This window comes from Photobacterium kishitanii (assembly GCF_000613045.3).
GTDB classification, from domain to species: domain Bacteria; phylum Pseudomonadota; class Gammaproteobacteria; order Enterobacterales; family Vibrionaceae; genus Photobacterium; species Photobacterium kishitanii.
The window spans coordinates 2,298,672-2,317,744 of sequence record NZ_LN794352.1; the positions used below are offsets into that span (position 1 = coordinate 2,298,672).

The window sequence follows — 19,073 nt, forward strand, 5'->3', positions numbered from 1 at the left end:
TAACTTAAGTACCTTATCTTACATAGATGTCTATTGGTTACATGCAAACTCAATCACTTGATAATATACAGCTCATTAATGAAATCCAACTCGGTACTAACCTCAACCATGCGGTTGAAAGTGGCCGTCGTGCTGATTTCTCTCTAATGCTGGCACTATTATCTTCTGATCTGCATGAGAATATTCCTGTAGATACAACGCCGACTGAAACACAGTCATCGCAACAATTACGGGCTTATTTTGAAATTCCAGCTTCGCAGCCACTAACATCAACAGCATCATGTTATCAGCGCTCAGCAGAGCAGGCTCAAGCTTTTCACCAAGCCAGTTTAACTAGCACTCGTTTACTGTCACAGTTACAACCCACCGCCCTTTGCTACCCACCGCAACAAACTAAAGGCTTACCTGAAGATTTGTTTCATAACTTATCGATCCACGAACGCCGTAAGTTACCGCCAGTCGAACCCAAACCTCTTCAAGCAACACCACAAAATCTTTACTTAGCCCTGATTAAATCTAAACGCCTAAGTGAAATGAATTGGGCTGCTTAAAGCAATATTTGCAGTTGGTCAAAGATAAAATATGTCATTTATGATGCAGAAATAACTACGGTATTTGTTCGTGACATTGCTCATAATTTCTTCTTTATTATTATTAGTTTGCGGCCTTATTGGCTAATATTGATACTAGTAATTGCCTTAGAGATAACCACTCCCATATTGATACCAATAAGGCTTAAATTGAACCATTCAAACATTAAGGCTAGGAATCTATGCATATCGGACAATCAGTCGCTATCATTACCGATGCTGGTAACCCTATTGGTAAAGCGGTGGCACTTCATTTCGCATCATTAGGAGCAACCTTAGCACTCGTCGATAATAATGAAGTTGAGTTAAAAAAAACCTTACAATCTTGCCGTAAAATTAATGATGCTTCAGCCGCTTTCTACATGCAATGTTATGATGAAGCCAGTATTCAATCCTTATTCCAACAAGTCACTGATCGCTTTGGTGCCATTAATATTTTATTAAACACTTGGACTGGAACTGAAATACCACATTTATTATCACCGACATCAATCACTGATTTTAATCTTATTATGCAAAAAAGTGCCGCCAGCTTTTTTATTTTCGGCAAAGTTGCTGCTGAATTTATGCAGTATCAACCCCACCAAAGTGTCATTATTAATTTAGCATTGAGCCATGAAAACCATCACCCACATACGCCAACAACAAGTAAAACGGTTGTTAGCGGCTTAACTCAAAATTGGGCTAATGAACTTGCGAGTTTAAATATTCGAGTCGGCGGTATTGTGCCAATTAATTTACAAGACAAACGCCATGAACAGCACACGATAGTTAACGTGCCGATGCAGGATGAAATTGCACGTAATGTTGAATATATTGTCCGTAACGATTCATTTAATGGCCGAATGCTTGAGTCTGAAATTGGGGTCTAATCTCACCAGTACTAAACAATGAATCTAACCAATAGGCTGAGTATAACTACTCGGCCTTTTTTAGGTTTAAGGTTTAAGAGGTTAATTTTGATCATTTATCGATTCTGTAAATAACCCCAAACAAAAAGCCCGTCTATTGCTAGACGGGCTTTATTATTTTTTAATCAGTAAAGAGGATTAAGCTTTCGCTTTTTTACCTTTAGCAGCAATTACTACTGGCTCTGATTTCTTGATTACTGTAGTGCCTTCAAACGCTTCACCTTCAATGAAAGGTTTACCGTAGTAAGAAGCTAGTAATACTTCTTTAAGCTCAGAGATTAGAGGGTAACGTGGGTTTGCACCAGTACACTGGTCATCAAACGCTTCTACCGCTAACTCATCAACTTTCGCTAGGAAATCCGCTTCAGCAACACCAGCTTCTTGAATTGACATTGGAATCTGAAGATTCACTTTCAATTCGTCTAACCAAGTTAGTAGACGCTCAATCTTCTGTGCAGTGCGATCACCTGCATGAGATAGACCCAAGTGGTCAGCAACTTCAGCATAACGACGACGCGCTTGTGGGCTTGCGTACTGTGAGAATGCAGTTTGCTTGGTTGGGTTATCATTTGCGTTGTAACGCACAACGTTAGAAATCAACAATGCGTTAGCAAGACCGTGTGGTACGTGGAACTCTGCACCTAGTTTATGTGCCATTGAGTGACAAACACCTAGGAATGCGTTAGCAAACGCGATACCAGCGATAGTTGCCGCATTGTGTACTTTCTCACGTGCAATTGGATCATTAGCACCATTTGCATAGCTTGATGGTAAGTACTCTTTTAGCATTCTTAGTGCTTGAAGCGCTTGGCCATCTGAGTATTCGTTAGCAAGAACTGATACATAAGCTTCTAATGCGTGAGTTACTGCATCGTAACCACCAAACGCTGTTAGCGACTTAGGCATGTTCATCACAAGGTTCGCATCAACGATAGCCATGTGAGGTGTTAGTTCGTAATCTGCTAGTGGGTATTTAGCACCTGTTTTATCGTCAGTTACAACCGCAAACGGTGTTACTTCAGAACCTGTACCAGATGTCGTTGTGATACATACTAGCTCAGCTTTTTTACCCATTTTAGGGAACTTGTAAATACGCTTACGAATATCCATAAAGCGCATTGCTAGTTCTTCGAAATGCGTTTCTGGGTGCTCGTACATAACCCACATGATCTTCGCAGCATCCATCGGAGAACCACCACCAAGTGCAATAATCACGTCTGGTTGGAAGCTCTTCATTGCTTCAGCGCCTTTCTCAACAACAGAAAGTGTTGGATCCGCTTCTACATCAAAGAATGTCTGAACTTCGATACCTTGCGCTTTAAGCAAAGATACGATTTCATCTGCGTAACCGTTATTAAATAGGAAACGGTCAGTTACTAAGAACGCACGTTTTTTACCTTCTAGATCGCTAAGTGCGATTGGAAGACTACCACGACGGAAGTAGATTGATTTAGGTAGTTTATGCCACAACATATTTTCAGCTCGCTTCGCTACTGTCTTCTTGTTGATAAGGTGTTTAGGACCTACGTTCTCAGAGATAGAGTTACCACCCCATGAACCACAACCTAGAGTTAGCGAAGGTGCAACGTTAAAGTTGTAAAGGTCACCGATACCACCGTGTGTTGTCGGGATGTTTACAAGAATACGGGCAGTTTTCATTTTGTCGCCGAAGTATTTAATACGGTCAGCGTTAGTATCTTGGTTAGTGTACAGGCCAGATGTATGACCAATACCACCGATTTCAACCATAGTTACTGCTTGGTCAACTGCGTTTTCAAATGAAGACGCGCGGAACATACCTAATGTAGGAGATAGTTTCTCATGTGCGAATTCATCATCGTAAGAAACTTGCTCACCTTCACCAATAAGGATCTTAGTATTAGCTGGAACTTTAACGCCTGCCATCTCAGCAATTTTAGTTGCTGGCTGACCAACGATATCTGCGTTTAGGTTGCCGTTAATCAACAAGATTTTACGAACTTTATTTGCTTCATCTTTAGACAGAACATAACCGTTGTGAGACGCAAAACGTGCTTTCACTTCGTCATATACTTCATCCATAACGATAACTGCTTGCTCAGAAGCACAAACAACACCGTTATCAAATGTCTTAGACATAAGTACTGATGCAACTGCACGTTTAATATCAGCAGTTTCATCAATAACAACTGGTACGTTACCCGCACCAACACCGATAGCAGGCTTACCAGAAGAGTAAGCAGCTTTAACCATGCCTGGACCGCCAGTTGCAAGGATAAGATTAATATCATCATGCTTCATTAGTGCATTTGAAAGCTCTACTGAAGGTTGGTCAATCCAGCCAATGATATCTTTTGGTGCGCCAGCAGCAACAGCTGCATCTAATACAAGTTTAGCGGCTGCATTGGTTGAATTTTTAGCACGCGGGTGTGGCGAGAAAATAATCGCGTTACGTGTTTTAAGAGAAATAAGTGATTTAAAGATAGCGGTAGATGTTGGGTTCGTTGTTGGAACGATACCACAAATGATACCTACAGGCTCAGCAATAGTCATAGTGCCGAACTCTTCGTTCTCTTCTAAGATACCGCAAGTCTTTTCATCTTTGTATTTGTTGTAAATAAATTCAGAAGCGAAGTGGTTTTTGATAACCTTGTCTTCAACAATACCCATACCAGATTCAGCAACTGCTTGCTGTGCTAAAGGAATACGTGCGTTGTTTGCAGCAAGAGATGCTGCACGGAAAATTGCATCTACTTTCTCTTGAGAAAAAGTAGCGAATTCTTTTTGAGCCGCTTTAACACGTGCAACCATTGCATCTAGTTCAGCCATATTTGTTACAGGCATACATAACTCCTAGCTTTAAAATTAAAAATCATTTAGTAAGAACATGCTGGAATCCTTTCACATTAAAGCGTTAAAACGCATTAACATTTATTGCAATACACATACTTAGTAAATTGCTTTCAAATTTGATTATAATTTTTCACACTGTAAAAGAAATTGATTTAGATCACTACACCCTTAAAATGCTGAAAATATCACTAAATGGCAAAAAGTAGTGCGTTTTTCATGCTTTTACATGCAATTTAATGAGCCTCACAGTTGATTTGTTTAATATGTACTAAAATCATTTATTTCACAAGCCGAAATATTACGTAATAAAAATACATTTACTAGCCCCTATCACATCCAGTTGTGACAGAAATCACGATTTATCACGCTAACCGCTCAATATTTGTTGCATATTACCTAGCACGTCATTTGCCCATTAATCCTAATACACAAAAATTCACTTTACATAATCAATCTAATATAAAAATTATCCACGTCTTAAGTTGCACAAATTAGCTTTTATTAGTGGCTGAAATAGCTAGCTTAGATTAAAATATTGTAACAACGATAGTTTTTGCACATACGCCCTTATAGATCACTAACTTAGGTAATACATATTGACGGTCAATTACTCCTTTCATGGTTTAATTTTTATTACCAATATAAAAGATTTAAATGGCTATTTTACTTCTTACCACACCATAAGAAATTAAGGTCACCGAACAGGCATAACCATGCAGGCTTTTGATATAGCTATATTTTTACATTTTTTCGTGGGGCTTATTGCAACGGTAAACCCTGTTGGCATCATGCCTGTTTTTGTTTCTCTTACGGGATCTATGAGTCCAGAGGAACGAAATAAGACCGCATTAACAACCAATGTTGCCGTTGTTATTATTTTGATTATCGCATTAATAGCTGGGCAGCATTTACTGGACCTATTCAGTATTTCAATTGACTCTTTTCGTGTTGCCGGTGGTTTACTCCTTCTCAGCATCGCTTTTTCAATGATGAGCGGTAAAATAGGCGAGGTAAAACAGAATAAAGAAGAGAAGTCAGAATCAATCAGTCGTGAACAAGTCGGTGTCGTACCATTAGCAATGCCATTAATGGCAGGTCCTGGCGCGATTAGCTCAACCATAGTGTATGGATCTCGCTATCCTAGCATTACCTCAACCATAGGAATTGCGATTACTATTGCAGTATTTGCTTTTTGCTGTTGGTTATTATTTCGTTCAGCGCCTTACATAGTACGCTTTTTAGGCCAGACAGGAATTAACGTCATTACTCGTATCATGGGTTTGATTCTTGCTGCACTTGGAATTGAATTTATTATTAACGGTCTACGAGTGATGTTACCGGGTTTGAGTTAATCACACGGTTTATCTCGATGAGAATACTAAGCCTCAACATAACGTTGGGGCTTTTTTAGCACTCAATAAAAGCTTAAGTCGATGCGAGGTTTTGATATACTTGAAGTCATCCAAGCCAGTTAATGGCACTGCGCAGCCTCTATATACTACGTTGCGTTTTACTTGTTAATAAATACTATTTGAATTATGACAAAACTAACCTTGAGACAACGTCTATATCAAGTTATTTTCGGTACATCTACTCGCTTTGGACAATTGTTTGATATTGCCTTAATTATTGCCATTGTAAGCTCTGAAATAATATTAATTATCTCATCCGTTGCTAGCATTGAGTCGCAATACTCTCATCTACTCGTAGGTGCTGAATGGGGATTCACCATCCTATTTACCATTGAATACATTTTACGTTTATATTGCTCTCCTCGCCCATTAGCTTATGCTCGCAGTTTCTATGGCGTTATCGATTTAATCGCTATTCTTCCAGCCTATATTGCGTTTTTAATTCCAGGCTCAAATTATTTATTAATTATTCGCCTAATTCGCGTCCTACGTATTTTCCGCGTTCTAAAATTAGCGCGTTTTCTTAAAGATTCAAATATTTTGTTACGCTCACTGCGCCATGCTCAACGCAAAATATTTGTATTTTTTAGTTCAGTATTAATACTCGTTACGGTATTTGGCTCATTGATGTTCATTATTGAAGGACCAAATAATGGCTTTACCAGCATTCCAAAAAGTATTTACTGGGCAATCGTTACTATCACCACTGTGGGTTATGGCGATATTGTGCCACATACCGTCATGGGTAAGGCACTTGCATCATTAACTATGCTATTGGGTTACTCAATTCTTGCAGTACCAACAGGTATTATTACTGCAGAATTAAATCAAGAAATGAAAACACATCGCGGGCTTATTCGCTGTCCGAATTGCGCCACCAGCGGCCATGAAATGGATGCTGAATATTGCAAAAAGTGCGGCACGCAATTGCCTGAGACGTTATAACGCTATAAAAAAGCCCGTACCAATAAATGGAACGGGCTACGAATAACGAGAAAATAACTATTTAATTAGTAGGTAGTTATTTAATGGTGTTGAGTTTGTTGTTGCAAAAAGCTAACTGCTTTATCAGGAAAATCAGTAAATACACCATCAACATCAGCCTGATTATAAAATACCTCGAGCATGCCATTATAATCTTTGACGTAGGTTGGAATACGATCTTTATCTGCACGGAAAGTATAAGGATGCACAACCATACCATTAGCGTGAGCATTTTTAACCATATCGGTGAGTTCAATGTGACCCAATTTTGAGCTGTCTTTCACTATCATTGGTTTCCATGGCCCAATACCATCAGCATACTGAGACAACGTTTTCATCCCTTCAGGCTTAAACATCCAATCATAATCATACGGATGTGCTTTACCTGATTTATCGTACACCATGGTCTCGTTCCAGTCAGTTTCTGCCATTAACTGCACTAAATTTAGATCCATGCCCATGGCTGGCATTAATTGATCATTAATACGTTTCAATTCATTAAAATCAAAAGTTTGCAGATAAACATTACTGTTTTTATCTATATAACCATATTGCTTTAACACAGTTAATACCGCTTTACTTATATCTTTACCTTCATGACGATGAAACCACGGCGCCTTAATTTCTGGATATAGGCCAATATCATAGCCTAAGGTTTTATTTAACCCTTGGATCATTTCGATTTCTTCTTGGAACGTTGGCACTGTAAAATGAGACTTCCAAATAGGGAAACGTTCAGAGAAACCTTGGACTTGCTTACCGTCTTTAATATTAAAGCCTTCCGTCACACTCAATTGCTTAATTTCAGCGAGCGTAAAATCAATCGCATAGTAGCGACCATCCTTACGAGCTCGATCTGGAAACAGTGCCGCAACATTGGTTACTCTATCAAGATAATGATCATGAAGTACTACCAGCTTATCATCTTTAGTCATCACCACATCTTGCTCGATATAATCCGGCTTCATACCATACGCAAGTGCTTTAGCTGGCAGAGTATGCTCTGGTAAATAACCTGACGCACCACGATGGGCAATAACAATTTTATCGGTATTAGGTTGGGCAATAGCACTTGTTGATAATACCGCACAACCGATCAACGTCGCTAAAATCACTTTCTTCATCATTATTCCTTCAACTACATATTGTTCAATATCGAACATTAATAATTTCATTCGAAACAATGATACAAATAATTAATGACAATATTGCGATCGAATACGTATATGACAATAATAATACGTAAAACCATGCTTTTTATTCTCGAATAGTGACGTTGATTCCAAAGTAGAATAAAGTCATTAAATATTCACCGAAGAAACCTCTTTCACTAATAATATTAAATTTGATGATAAGCCCAGCAAATAACTGCAGTACGTAAAAATCTAAGAATAATAGATAAAATGAGGATATAAAAAAACCGAGACTAAAAGCCTCGGTTTTATAGTAATGACTGTAAGCTAATAAATATTACTTACGGCGCCACGTTGTACCTTGTGCGCCATCTTCTAAAATAATACCCATTGCTAATAACTTATCACGTGCATCATCAGCCGCAGCCCAATCTTTCGCTGCTCGTGCATCCAAGCGTTGTTGAATTAACGCTTCAATTTCAGCAACATCATCTTCACCAGCGCCACCTTGCAAGAAAACTTCAGGCTCTTGAGATAATAAACCTAAAATATCAGCCAATTCACGCATACGAGCGCCTAATACAGAAGCTGCAACTACATCATCCGTTTTAAGGCGATTAATTTCACGTGCCATATCAAACAATGCTGAGTACGCTTCAGGAGTATTAAAGTCATCATCCATTGCTTCTTTAAAACGAGCAACAAACTCTTCACCGCCAGCAGCTTCTACTGTCGTATCCAAACCACGTAATGAAGTATATAAACGCTCAAGCGCTGAACGAGCTTGCTTAAGGTTATCTTCGCTATAGTTTAGCTGGCTACGGTAATGACCAGACATTAGGAAGTAACGTACCGTTTCAGGATCGTAGTGGTTTAACACATCACGAATGGTGAAGAAGTTACCCAATGACTTAGACATCTTCTCGCGATCAACCATTACCATGCCACTGTGCATCCATGTATTCACATATTGACCATCGTGAGCACAGCATGATTGCGCAATTTCATTTTCGTGGTGAGGGAATTGTAAATCTGAGCCGCCACCATGAATATCAAAGTGATCGCCAAGAATAGATGAGTTCATCGCTGAACATTCAATGTGCCAACCCGGACGACCAGGTCCCCATGGTGATTCCCATGTAGGTTCGCCTGGCTTTGACATTTTCCATAACACAAAATCTAATGGGCTGCGTTTTGCCATATCGATATCAACGCGCGCGCCTGCTTGAAGTTGATCAAGATCTTGCTTAGAAAGACGACCATAATCGTCATACTTGCTCACTTCAAACATCACATCGCCATTAGAGGCAACATATGCAAAACCACGCTCAATTAGACGCTCACAAAGTGCAATAATCTCAGCAATAAATTGTGTAGCACGTGGTTCAACATCTGGACGTTTCATACCTAAAGCATCAAAGTCAGCGTGCATTTCACCAATTAAACGCTCAGTTAATGATTCACAGCTTTCACCATTTTCAGCAGCACGTTTAATGATTTTATCGTCGATGTCTGTAATATTACGCACGAAAGTAAGATCGTAGCCTGAGTAACGCAAATAACGCGACACCACATCAAAAGAGACAAATGTACGACCATGTCCAATATGACATAAATCGTAGATCGTAACGCCACAGACGTACATACCGACTTTGCCAGGATGGATGGGTGTAAATACTTCTTTTTGTCGAGTGAGCGAATTATAGATCTTTAACATGTCTCAGCATTACTCATTAATTTCGAATTTGTCGGTAATTACACCTTTTATAGCATTTGATCGCAAGGAAAATCCTTGGATGGATGCTATTTTAGCAATTAGTGCAGATTAAGCGGGTAATGTTTGTCTGACAAGGCTAAGGTAAGTTAATATTCACGCTTAAAGAAAACACTCCATTTAAGGAAAAAATCATGATTACCCTTCACACAAATTTTGGTGATATCAAAATTAACCTTTTCGAAGATAAAGCGCCGGTAACTTGTGCTAACTTCTTACAGTACTGCCGTGACGGTTTCTATAACGGTACTATTTTCCACCGTGTTATTGATGGTTTCATGGTTCAAGGCGGCGGCATGCTTCCTGGTATGGAAGAGAAAGAAACACGCGCAACAATCAACAATGAAGCAAACAATGGCCTAAGCAACAAAACAGGCACATTAGCAATGGCGCGTACAAACGCACCGCATTCAGCTAGCTCACAGTTCTTCATTAACGTAAAAGATAACAACTTCCTAGACTTCACAGGCGAGAACATGAGTGGCTGGGGCTACTGTGTATTTGCTGCTGTTGTTGAAGGCATGGACGTAGTAAATAAAATCAAAGCAGTAAAAACAGGCCGTAACGGTTACCACGATGACGTGCCTGTTGAAGACGTTATCATCGAAAACGTAACAATCGAAGACTAATACTTCGCAAAGGGCGGTCAATTACCGCCCTTTCTTAATCACTTATGACCACATTATTTATTTCAGATTTGCACTTAAGTGCTGAACGTCCAGACATTACCGCTTGTTTCTTACGCTTTATGGCACAAGAAACCCACGCTATCGACGCCTTGTATGTATTAGGGGATTTATTCGAAATGTGGATTGGCGATGATGAAGACTCCCCTTTCTTACAGCAAGTCAAACAAGCCTTCAAAACGCTGACAGATGCTGGCACACCTTGTTACTTTATTCATGGTAATCGTGACTTTTTAATTGGTAAACGATTTAGCCGCGAAACGGGAATAATAGTATTGCCCGAACATACTGTGGTTGATCTTTATGGTACACCAACGCTAATTTTACATGGTGATACACTCTGCATCGAAGATCAGGCCTACCAACGCTACCGTAAAAAAGTCCATAACCCTGTTATTCAATGGTTATTTGCACGATTACCATTATCGTACCGTATTAAAGTCGGTGATAAATTTCGTCAGAGTAGTGGTAAAAATAATCAAGCTAAAAGTCAATCAATTATGGATGTCACTCAGGCAGAAGTCATACGTATAATGCGTGATGCTAATGTCACCCAGATGATTCACGGTCACACTCACCGACCTGATATTCATAACCTTAATATTGATGGTCTACCAGCACAGCGTATTGTACTTGGTGATTGGTATGATCACGGTTCAGTACTCGTATATGACGCCAATGGTTATCAACTAGAAACCCGTAATTTTAATGCCCCAATCTCAAACTGATCATTCATATCTAAATCATAAAAAAAGCAAAAGGTACGACATGCGTACCTTTTGCTTTCATAAATAACACGTTACGAACGTTAGACTTATTGTGGTTTCATTACCGCACTTGGCATAATTTTTCTATCCGCAGCCCATGAACGATACATGGTCACAGAAGTGTAAAATACCACGGCGCACACTAACCACGCGAGTACGTGCATATCTAATGATTTCACTAAATAAGCCGCAACCATCACCATTATCGGCCCAACCAACGCCACAGTCACTGTCGCGCGGCTATTAAATCGATTGTGGCGAATAAAACTTGCCGATGAGAAGAAACTTAAAAACGCACATGAGCACATCATGACCGGAAAAGCCGCTAATGGATTCATCCCCAACAAGTAAATCATCACCATACATGGCGCATACAAGCCAATACCTACCGTCATTAACGCGCCAAAAATAAAGTTACCAACAATACCGATGGCTAACTTCCAACCGCTTAAACCTAGGCTGCTACCTCCAAGTGGAAACAACTTTAATTGTCCAGCAAGCATTAAACTCGCCACAATTAATAATGCGACACTCATTACGATGCGAATATGTTGTCGATCCCAACTTGAGACTAACCGCGCCCCAATAGTTGCACCAACACAAGCAGCAACGACGAGGCTTAATAACGTTACCGAATCAACCGAAACCGCTGTCATAAAGATAAATGCCTGAAAAACAGTTGGCATCACTGACTGACAATTAAGGGTTCCGGGTAACTGCTGATCATCAATTAACTTAAACTGCTTATAACCCGCAGTCATAATGGCAAAACTGCCAATGCCTAAAGTATCGCAAAAATGGGCAAAACCACCAACAATGGCAATAGGGATAATACGTGTCTCTGCTTCCTGCTTACGGTTTTTCTGCCATGCTATAAACAGCATAAAGCTAAAAATACCGCCACCAACAAGCAATCCCGCTTGTATCAAGGTAAATATGGACATAACTACTACAAATGCGAGAAGGTTATTCGAGGCACACAATTGTGCACGTCACTGATTTTATTCCAGTGACCGATATTATGTACCTATGTGTTATCAGTTTCCATTTTTTTAATCACCCAATCAATATATTGCGCCAAATATAAACACCGATTGCCAATCAAGATGATAAAAACGTAAACTAAGGCTAATTTCTTTACTAAGATCGGCTAAAAACATGTCAAAACATAATGATGAATGTCCTTGTGGCAGCCATAAAACCCTTACTGAATGCTGTAAGCCTATTCATCTTAATCATGCATTAGCAACCCACCCCGAGCAACTGATGCGTGCACGCTACAGCGCTCATGTATTAGGTTTAGTTGATTTTGTGGTGCAGACTTATCACTCTAGCTGCGAAGCTGAACAACACCGTGCTGCCATTGCTGAATCTATCGCTCTAAAATGGCTTGGGCTCGAAGTCATCAGCAGTGAAATCGCTGCCGACGGACAGGGCTACGTCGAGTTTAAAGCTGGCTATAAAGAAGAGGGTGAAGAATATGTCCTACAAGAGCGATCTCGGTTTGTACAGCAGCAAATAAATGGTGAGTTATATTGGTTTTATATTGATGGTGAATACCCACAACCACCACCAAGCGAACAACCTGCACCTCCAGCTCCCGTCACCAGCAATAAAACCATAGGTCGAAATGATCCTTGCTTGTGCGGTAGCGGAAAAAAATATAAAAAATGCTGTGGTTGAACAAACTCATTACTGCATTTAATCAATAAATGGGAACCATGAGGTTCTCGTTTATTGGCGATAAAATTGTTACACCATTGATAAACAACCACGAAAAAACTCACATTTCCTTACATCACAAAAATCAACCTTATTCAAACAAAACAAATAACCCATTAAAGTTCATAAGGTTAGTTTGTTTTACCCCATATATATCCCCTTAAGGCATTTACACCATTATTTAACATTTAATTTAACTTTTAGCTAAAATTATTGTTGCAAAAAACAATCAGCTTCGATAGTGTGAAGGACAACAACGAATTGCGTTGATCTTAATAGAGTAAATATTTATGCGTATCCAAATGATTACATTTCATCACCATCATCATCCTGACTAGTCTTTCGGGAGGATACGCCTCACCCTGGAAGACGCATTTTTTCTTCCAGTGGTCATAACGGAATATCACATTCAGACCCTCGGAAGAAACTTCTTTCGAGGGTTTTTTAATACCTAATTTTCAATTTGAAATTTTGATTATATGAATGAATTTAGACAAGGAATATAACTATGCAAACCCAACGATTACGCATTGCAATTCAAAAAAAAGGCCGTCTTAGCAAAGAATGCCAAGACTTATTAAAACGCTGCGGTGTTAAATTCAATATGATGGGAGAACGGCTGGTTGTTCACGCTGAAAATATGCCAATCGATCTGTTATTAGTACGTGATGATGATATTCCAGGTTTGATCATGGATGGTGTGGTTGATTTAGGCGTTATTGGTGAAAATGAACTTGAAGAAGTCGGTCTTGAACGTGCAGCCCGTAACGAAGCATGTGATTACATTAAATTACGTCGACTGGATTTTGGTGGTTGTCGCCTATCAATTGCGATTGATAAAGATGCAGATTACAACGGTCCCCAAGATCTTAATGGCAAACGTATCGCCACCACTTACCCGCAATTAGTTAAACGTTACATGGATGATATCGGTGTTAAATTTACCACTTGTATGCTCAATGGTTCCGTCGAAGTTGCACCACGTGCAGGTTTAGCTGATGCTATTTGTGATCTCGTTTCAACGGGGGCAACTCTTGAGGCTAACGGTCTAAAAGAAGCTGAAGTCATTCTGCGTTCTAAAGCGGTACTAATCCAATCAACTGAAACCATCAGTAATGAAAAACAAGCTTTAATTGAGCGCCTACTTATTCGTATACAAGGTGTTATTCAAGCTAAAGAATCTAAATACATCATGTTACACGCACCAACAGATCGCCTTGATCAAATAAAACGTTTATTGCCAGGTGCTGAAGACCCTACCGTATTACCACTCGCAGGCGATAACAGTCGCGTAGCCATTCACCTTGTCAGTTCAGAAAATCTATTTTGGGAAACCATGGAACAACTCAAAGAGTTAGGTGCCAGCTCTATCCTAGTTTTACCCATTGAAAAAATGATGGAGTAAGGTATGAAAACAGTAGTGTGGCAATCTCTTACTAAAGACCAGCAGCAACAGCTTCTGGCACGTCCAGCGGTTAGCAATAGTACGAATATCACGGCCATTGTTAGTGATGTAATAAATCAAGTCCGTCAGCAAGGCGATCAAGCGCTGTTGGCATTAACTGAAAAATTTGATGGTTTACGTCCCGCAACACTTAACGTTTCATCGTCTGAAGTTAACGCAGCTTGCGCCCGCTTAAACGACGAAATGAAAGCGGCTTTAGAACAGGCACACCGTAATATTACGACTTTCCACCTTGCTCAACAGCAACCACCCCTAAGAGTGGAAACACAACCAGGTGTAATTTGTGAGCAAGTCACTCGCCCTGTAAGCTCTGTTGGATTATATATCCCTGGCGGTAGTGCGCCATTGCCATCTACCGTTCTAATGTTAGGTGTTCCGGCGCAAATAGCAGGTTGTCGTCAAATCACTTTATGTTCACCACCGCCAATTGCCGATGAAATTTTATATGTCGCAAAACTGTGTGGTATTAATGATATTTACAACGTTGGCGGCTCACAAGCTATTGCAGCTATGGCATATGGCACCGAAACTATCGCCTCAGTTGATAAGATTTTTGGTCCTGGAAATGCTTTTGTTACTGAAGCCAAACGCCAAGTCAGTAATGATTTTAGAGGCGCGGCGATTGATATGCCAGCAGGCCCATCTGAAGTCTTAGTGATTGCTGATGACACAGCAGATCCTGAGTTTATTGCTGCTGACTTATTAAGCCAAGCAGAACACGGACCAGACTCGCAAGTCATATTAGTTACGCCAAGCCAGAATATTGCTGACCGTACTGCTGCTGCTATTGAGCGTCAATTAACTCAACTCTCACGGGCGAATATTGCCCAGCAAGCCTTAACTTCAAGTTTATTAATTGTGACTGAAACCATACTCCAGTGTGTTGCAATTTCTAATCAATACGGCCCAGAGCACTTAATTGTACAAACCTGTGAGCCACGAGAACTAGTGTCATTACTGGACAATGCAGGCTCTATTTTCTTAGGTCAATGGTCACCAGAATCTGTCGGTGATTATGCATCAGGCACCAACCACGTGCTGCCTACTTATGGATACACTCGTACTTATTCAAGCCTTGGTTTAGCTGATTTCAGCAAGCGAATGACAGTACAAGAGTTATCAGCCGATGGTTTACTCGGTATTGCAAAAACAGTGACCACAATTGCAGAGGCAGAAGGTCTTGACGCCCACAAACATGCAGTCACTATTCGGGTTAATAAATTAACCACACAACAAGAGAATTAATCATGGCCATCGCTCAACTAGCCCGTAAAAACGTACGTGAATTAACCCCTTACCAGTCAGCACGTCGTTTAGGCGGTAAAGGTGATATTTGGCTCAATGCTAATGAGTCACCGTTCGCCAATGAATACAATATTAACCTTGCGAGATTAAATCGTTACAGCGAGTGCCAACCGCAGGAATTAATCAACGCTTATGCTGATTATGCAGGGGTTGAACCACAGCAAGTTTTAACCTCACGCGGCGCCGACGAAGGTATTGAACTTATCATTAAGGCCTTCTGTGAGCCAAACTGCGATAGCATTCTATATTGCCCTCCCACTTATGGTATGTATGCCATTAGTGCAGAAACGAATGCCGTTAATGCCAAAGTAGTGCCACTAACACCTGAGTGGCAACTTGATCTTAGTGCTATAGCCAACAACCTTGAAACGGTTAAAGTTGTTTTTGCTTGTAGTCCCAATAACCCCACCGGTAATTTACTTGCTCGTAAAGATATTATTGCCTTATTAGAAATGACAACAGATAAAGCATTAGTGGTTATTGATGAGGCTTATATTGATTTTAGTCTCCAAGATAGCGTCAAAGATTTATTAGCAACATACCCACAGCTGGTTATTTTACGCACGCTCTCCAAAGCTTTTGCACTTGCGGGTCTACGCTGCGGTTTTACTTTAGCTAATAGCGATATTATAGAAATACTACTCAAGGTGATCGCCCCTTACCCTGTCCCCGTGCCTGTAACTGAAATTGCAGTGCAAGCCTTATCAGTCGCTGGGCGTGCGCGTACTAAATTTCAAGTATTAGATTTGTGCGCTAACCGCTCTTACCTGCAAGCTGGGCTTAGTATGTTAGCCGGTGTAACGGTATTTGATGGTTATGGTAACTACCTTTTAGTTAAATTTGCTGATGCCGATAAGCTGTTCAATACCTTATGGGATAACGGCATTATTTTACGTCGTTCACCAATTGAAAATTGTATTCGTATCAGTGTGGGTAATCGTGATGAATGTGAAAAAACCCTCGCATTTATTCGCAGCCAATTACAATAATAATTAATAAGGACATTAATTGTGAGCAAAGAGAAAATTCTATTTATTGACCGTGATGGCACCTTAATTGTTGAGCCTCCTGTTGACTTTCAAGTTGATCGATTAGACAAACTGCAATTTGAACCGAATGTTATTCCAGCATTACTTGCTCTGCAAAATGCGGGTTATCACTTAGTAATGGTAACTAACCAAGATGGTCTTGGTACGGACAGTTATCCCCAAGTAGATTTTGATGCCCCTCATACGATGATGATGGATATTTTCAGCTCACAAGGGGTTCATTTTAGTGATGTCTTGATCTGTCCCCACTTTGACCACCAGCAATGTAGCTGCCGTAAACCAAAACTAGGGCTAGTCAAAGACTACTTACAGCAAGGCCGAGTTGATTTTGCAACCTCAGCGGTGATCGGCGATCGTCAAACGGATCTTCAATTAGCAGAAAATATGGCAATCCGTGGCATTCAATATCACCCTCAAACTATGAATTGGCAACAGATCGTGACAGATCTCACCACAAAACCACGGATCGCAGAAGTGGTTCGTACCACCAAAGAAACGGATATCCGCGTCAAAGTGAATCTCGATCAAACGGGTGGCAATACTATCTCAACGGGATTGGGATTCTTTGATCATATGTTAGATCAAATAGCCACTCACGGTGGATTCCAAATGACATTAATAGTCGATGGAGATTTACACATTGATGATCACCACAGTGTTGAAGATGCAGCACTCGCATTAGGCGAAGCATTACGCCAAGCCCTCGGCGATAAGCGTGGTATTGGCCGATTTGGATTTAGTTTACCGATGGACGAATGTTTAGCTCAATGTGCTTTAGATCTATCTGGTCGCCCATACCTTAAGTTTGATGCGACATTTAGTCGTGATCAAGTTGGTGATCTTTCGACAGAAATGGTGCCACACTTCTTCCGTTCGTTAACTGATACCCTTGCCTGCACACTGCATCTGTCATCAACAGGCAATAATGATCACCATATTGTCGAGAGTTTATTTAAAGCCTTTGGACGCACTTTACGCCAAGCGATCAAGGTCGATGGTAATGATCTTCCAAGTAGCAAAGGAGTGTTGTAATGACAGCACCATCAATCGCAAACACTGAGCAACGAGTCGTTATTATTGATACCGGCTGTGCCAATGTATCTTCGGTGAAATTTGCCATTGAACGCTTGGGCTATCAAGTAGAAATAAGCAAAGATCCACAAGTGGTATTAGCGGCTGATAAGCTATTTTTACCCGGTGTAGGTACTGCTAGCGAAGCAATGCATAACCTTGAGCAACGTGATTTGATTACACTCGTTAAACAAATCACTAAACCGTTACTTGGTATTTGTTTAGGGATGCAGTTATTAGGTAAACAGTCACAAGAGCATGGTCAGAATGGCACCGATCTTGTCCCTTGTTTGGGATTATGTAATGCCGTCGTTAAGAAAATTAACGCCCCTGAGTTACCTTTACCTCATATGGGATGGAATACGATTACACCGCAACCTAACCATCCACTATTTAATAATATTCCCGTTGGCAGTTATTTTTACTTCGTTCATAGCTATGCCATGCCAGTATTTGATCACCGTGATAGCGACGGTGGGCAAACCATTGCAACGACGACATATGGTCAAGCATTTACAGCAGCAGTACAAAGTGGCAACTATTATGGGGTTCAATTTCATCCAGAGCGCTCCAGTAAAGCAGGGGCGCAACTGATAAAAAACTTCCTTGAACTATAACCATAACCAAAGGACCTGTAATGATTATTCCTGCATTAGATTTAATTGAGGGCCAAGTCGTTCGTTTATTTCAAGGCGACTACGGACAAGTAACTGAATATAAAGTTAACCCTGCAGAGCAATTTGCGTTATATCATCAGGCTGGTGCTAACTGGCTTCACCTGGTTGATTTAACTGGCGCTAAAGATACTCATGCACGCCAATTAACCCTAATCAGTCAATTACTTGCTAGCACACCAGCCAATGTTCAAATTGGTGGTGGTGTGCGCTGCGAGCAAGACGTTAGCGATTTACTTAACGCTGGCGCACAGCGGGTTGTGATTGGATCAACGGCGGTTAAACAACCAGAAATGGTCAAAGGTTGGATTGAAAAATATGGCGCTGAACATATTGTATTAGCACTTGATATTAACATTGATGTCAATGGTAAACGTACTGTCGCGGTTTCCGGTTGGCAAGAAGATTCAGGCGTCAGTATCGAAACCTTACTTAATGACTATCTTAAAGTCGGTTTACGACATGTGCTATGCACTGATATTTCTCGAGATGGTACGTTAGCGGGTTCAAATGTTGAACTGTATATCGATTTATGCCGCCAATATCCACAAGTACAATTTCAATCATCCGGTGGCATCGGTTCACTTGAAGATATTGCTGCCCTTAAAGATTCAGGGGTTGCGGGTGTGATCGTTGGTCGTGCGTTATTGGACGGCAAGTTTACCGCTGAACAAGCGTTCACTTGCTGGAATAGTTAA

General features: G+C 40.5%; 17 protein-coding genes and 1 other annotated feature. Of the genes, 13 read left to right on the forward strand and 4 right to left on the reverse strand.

Features of this window, described 5'->3' with window-relative positions:
* The first annotated feature begins 41 nt into the window (after window positions 1-41).
* Together PPBDW_RS10785 and PPBDW_RS10790 are read left to right on the forward strand one after the other, a co-directional pair.
* Window positions 42-551 (forward strand): VC2046/SO_2500 family protein, encoded by a 510-nt coding sequence (locus tag PPBDW_RS10785; RefSeq protein WP_036796440.1) that lies wholly within the window; start codon window positions 42-44, stop codon window positions 549-551.
* A gap of 221 nt (window positions 552-772) precedes the next feature.
* The gene (locus PPBDW_RS10790; protein WP_036795435.1) at window positions 773-1,462 is read left to right on the forward strand and encodes an SDR family oxidoreductase; all 690 of its coding nucleotides are present in this window, start codon (window positions 773-775) and stop codon (window positions 1,460-1,462) included.
* Window positions 1,463-1,639: 177 nt separating this feature from the next.
* Here the strand turns inward: PPBDW_RS10790 and adhE are convergent, their stop codons facing one another.
* Window positions 1,640-4,324, reverse strand: a complete 2,685-nt coding sequence (gene adhE / locus PPBDW_RS10795) for a bifunctional acetaldehyde-CoA/alcohol dehydrogenase (protein ID WP_036795437.1) — start codon at window positions 4,322-4,324, stop codon at window positions 1,640-1,642.
* Window positions 4,325-5,046: 722 nt separating this feature from the next.
* Here adhE and PPBDW_RS10800 point away from each other — a divergent pair.
* Window positions 5,047-5,685, forward strand: coding sequence for a YchE family NAAT transporter (locus PPBDW_RS10800; protein ID WP_036795438.1), 639 nt, complete (start codon window positions 5,047-5,049; stop codon window positions 5,683-5,685).
* A gap of 186 nt (window positions 5,686-5,871) precedes the next feature.
* Window positions 5,872-6,690, forward strand: coding sequence for an ion transporter (locus PPBDW_RS10805; RefSeq protein WP_036795439.1), 819 nt, complete (start codon window positions 5,872-5,874; stop codon window positions 6,688-6,690).
* A gap of 80 nt (window positions 6,691-6,770) precedes the next feature.
* Here PPBDW_RS10805 and glpQ read toward each other — a convergent pair whose 3' ends face one another.
* Window positions 6,771-7,853: a glycerophosphodiester phosphodiesterase gene (gene glpQ / locus PPBDW_RS10810; protein ID WP_036796441.1), complete on the reverse strand. Its 1,083-nt coding sequence runs from the start codon at window positions 7,851-7,853 to the stop codon at window positions 6,771-6,773.
* 346 nt (window positions 7,854-8,199) lie between these two features.
* The gene (gene cysS / locus PPBDW_RS10815) at window positions 8,200-9,579 is read right to left on the reverse strand and encodes a cysteine--tRNA ligase (protein ID WP_036795441.1); all 1,380 of its coding nucleotides are present in this window, start codon (window positions 9,577-9,579) and stop codon (window positions 8,200-8,202) included.
* A 191-nt stretch (window positions 9,580-9,770) separates the two neighbouring features.
* On the opposite strand from cysS, the gene PPBDW_RS10820 reads away from it, so the two are divergent.
* Complete coding sequence (locus PPBDW_RS10820; protein WP_036795443.1) at window positions 9,771-10,265, forward strand: peptidylprolyl isomerase; 495 nt, start codon at window positions 9,771-9,773, stop codon at window positions 10,263-10,265.
* 44 nt (window positions 10,266-10,309) lie between these two features.
* The gene (gene lpxH, locus PPBDW_RS10825) at window positions 10,310-11,050 is read left to right on the forward strand and encodes a UDP-2,3-diacylglucosamine diphosphatase (protein ID WP_036795445.1); all 741 of its coding nucleotides are present in this window, start codon (window positions 10,310-10,312) and stop codon (window positions 11,048-11,050) included.
* Window positions 11,051-11,136: 86 nt separating this feature from the next.
* Here lpxH and PPBDW_RS10830 read toward each other — a convergent pair whose 3' ends face one another.
* The gene (locus tag PPBDW_RS10830) at window positions 11,137-12,033 is read right to left on the reverse strand and encodes a sulfite exporter TauE/SafE family protein (protein ID WP_036795446.1); all 897 of its coding nucleotides are present in this window, start codon (window positions 12,031-12,033) and stop codon (window positions 11,137-11,139) included.
* 214 nt (window positions 12,034-12,247) lie between these two features.
* Here PPBDW_RS10830 and PPBDW_RS10835 point away from each other — a divergent pair, with 214 nt between their 5' ends.
* From PPBDW_RS10835 to hisA, 7 genes are all read left to right on the forward strand, one after another.
* Window positions 12,248-12,772, forward strand: a complete 525-nt coding sequence (locus tag PPBDW_RS10835) for a YchJ family metal-binding protein (protein ID WP_036795447.1) — start codon at window positions 12,248-12,250, stop codon at window positions 12,770-12,772.
* A gap of 352 nt (window positions 12,773-13,124) precedes the next feature.
* Window positions 13,125-13,260 (forward strand) — a sequence feature (His leader region).
* 59 nt (window positions 13,261-13,319) lie between these two features.
* A complete protein-coding gene (gene hisG, locus PPBDW_RS10840; protein ID WP_036795448.1) occupies window positions 13,320-14,216 on the forward strand; it encodes an ATP phosphoribosyltransferase in 897 nt (298 codons plus the stop codon).
* A 3-nt stretch (window positions 14,217-14,219) separates the two neighbouring features.
* Entirely contained in the window at window positions 14,220-15,521 is a 1,302-nt protein-coding gene (hisD, locus tag PPBDW_RS10845) for a histidinol dehydrogenase (RefSeq protein ID WP_036795449.1), read from the forward strand.
* Between the two features lie 8 nt (window positions 15,522-15,529).
* Entirely contained in the window at window positions 15,530-16,570 is a 1,041-nt protein-coding gene (gene hisC, locus PPBDW_RS10850; protein ID WP_036796442.1) for a histidinol-phosphate transaminase, read from the forward strand.
* Between the two features lie 21 nt (window positions 16,571-16,591).
* Window positions 16,592-17,662 carry a bifunctional histidinol-phosphatase/imidazoleglycerol-phosphate dehydratase HisB gene (gene hisB, locus PPBDW_RS10855; protein WP_081045102.1) on the forward strand — a complete coding sequence of 357 codons (1,071 nt, stop codon included), beginning with the start codon at window positions 16,592-16,594 and terminating at the stop codon, window positions 17,660-17,662.
* The gene (gene hisH, locus PPBDW_RS10860) at window positions 17,662-18,318 is read left to right on the forward strand and encodes an imidazole glycerol phosphate synthase subunit HisH (protein ID WP_036795451.1); all 657 of its coding nucleotides are present in this window, start codon (window positions 17,662-17,664) and stop codon (window positions 18,316-18,318) included. The genes hisB and hisH overlap by 1 nt, the downstream gene beginning before the upstream one ends.
* 20 nt (window positions 18,319-18,338) lie before the next feature.
* Window positions 18,339-19,073, forward strand: a complete 735-nt coding sequence (gene hisA, locus PPBDW_RS10865) for a 1-(5-phosphoribosyl)-5-[(5-phosphoribosylamino)methylideneamino]imidazole-4-carboxamide isomerase (RefSeq protein ID WP_036795452.1) — start codon at window positions 18,339-18,341, stop codon at window positions 19,071-19,073.

Excerpts from the sequence above, each read along its gene's own strand:
- PPBDW_RS10785 (WP_036796440.1), top strand. The coding sequence starts at position 42 with ATGCAAACTCAATCACTTGATAATATACAGCTCATTAATGAAATCCAA.
- PPBDW_RS10790 (WP_036795435.1), top strand. The coding sequence starts at position 773 with ATGCATATCGGACAATCAGTCGCTATCATTACCGATGCTGGTAACCCT.
- adhE (WP_036795437.1), bottom strand. The coding sequence starts at position 4,324 with ATGCCTGTAACAAATATGGCTGAACTAGATGCAATGGTTGCACGTGTT.
- PPBDW_RS10800 (WP_036795438.1), top strand. The coding sequence starts at position 5,047 with ATGCAGGCTTTTGATATAGCTATATTTTTACATTTTTTCGTGGGGCTT.
- PPBDW_RS10805 (WP_036795439.1), top strand. The coding sequence starts at position 5,872 with ATGACAAAACTAACCTTGAGACAACGTCTATATCAAGTTATTTTCGGT.
- glpQ (WP_036796441.1), bottom strand. The coding sequence starts at position 7,853 with ATGAAGAAAGTGATTTTAGCGACGTTGATCGGTTGTGCGGTATTATCA.
- cysS (WP_036795441.1), bottom strand. The coding sequence starts at position 9,579 with ATGTTAAAGATCTATAATTCGCTCACTCGACAAAAAGAAGTATTTACA.
- PPBDW_RS10820 (WP_036795443.1), top strand. The coding sequence starts at position 9,771 with ATGATTACCCTTCACACAAATTTTGGTGATATCAAAATTAACCTTTTC.
- lpxH (WP_036795445.1), top strand. The coding sequence starts at position 10,310 with ATGACCACATTATTTATTTCAGATTTGCACTTAAGTGCTGAACGTCCA.
- PPBDW_RS10830 (WP_036795446.1), bottom strand. The coding sequence starts at position 12,033 with ATGTCCATATTTACCTTGATACAAGCGGGATTGCTTGTTGGTGGCGGT.
- PPBDW_RS10835 (WP_036795447.1), top strand. The coding sequence starts at position 12,248 with ATGTCAAAACATAATGATGAATGTCCTTGTGGCAGCCATAAAACCCTT.
- hisG (WP_036795448.1), top strand. The coding sequence starts at position 13,320 with ATGCAAACCCAACGATTACGCATTGCAATTCAAAAAAAAGGCCGTCTT.
- hisD (WP_036795449.1), top strand. The coding sequence starts at position 14,220 with ATGAAAACAGTAGTGTGGCAATCTCTTACTAAAGACCAGCAGCAACAG.
- hisH (WP_036795451.1), top strand. The coding sequence starts at position 17,662 with ATGACAGCACCATCAATCGCAAACACTGAGCAACGAGTCGTTATTATT.
- hisA (WP_036795452.1), top strand. The coding sequence starts at position 18,339 with ATGATTATTCCTGCATTAGATTTAATTGAGGGCCAAGTCGTTCGTTTA.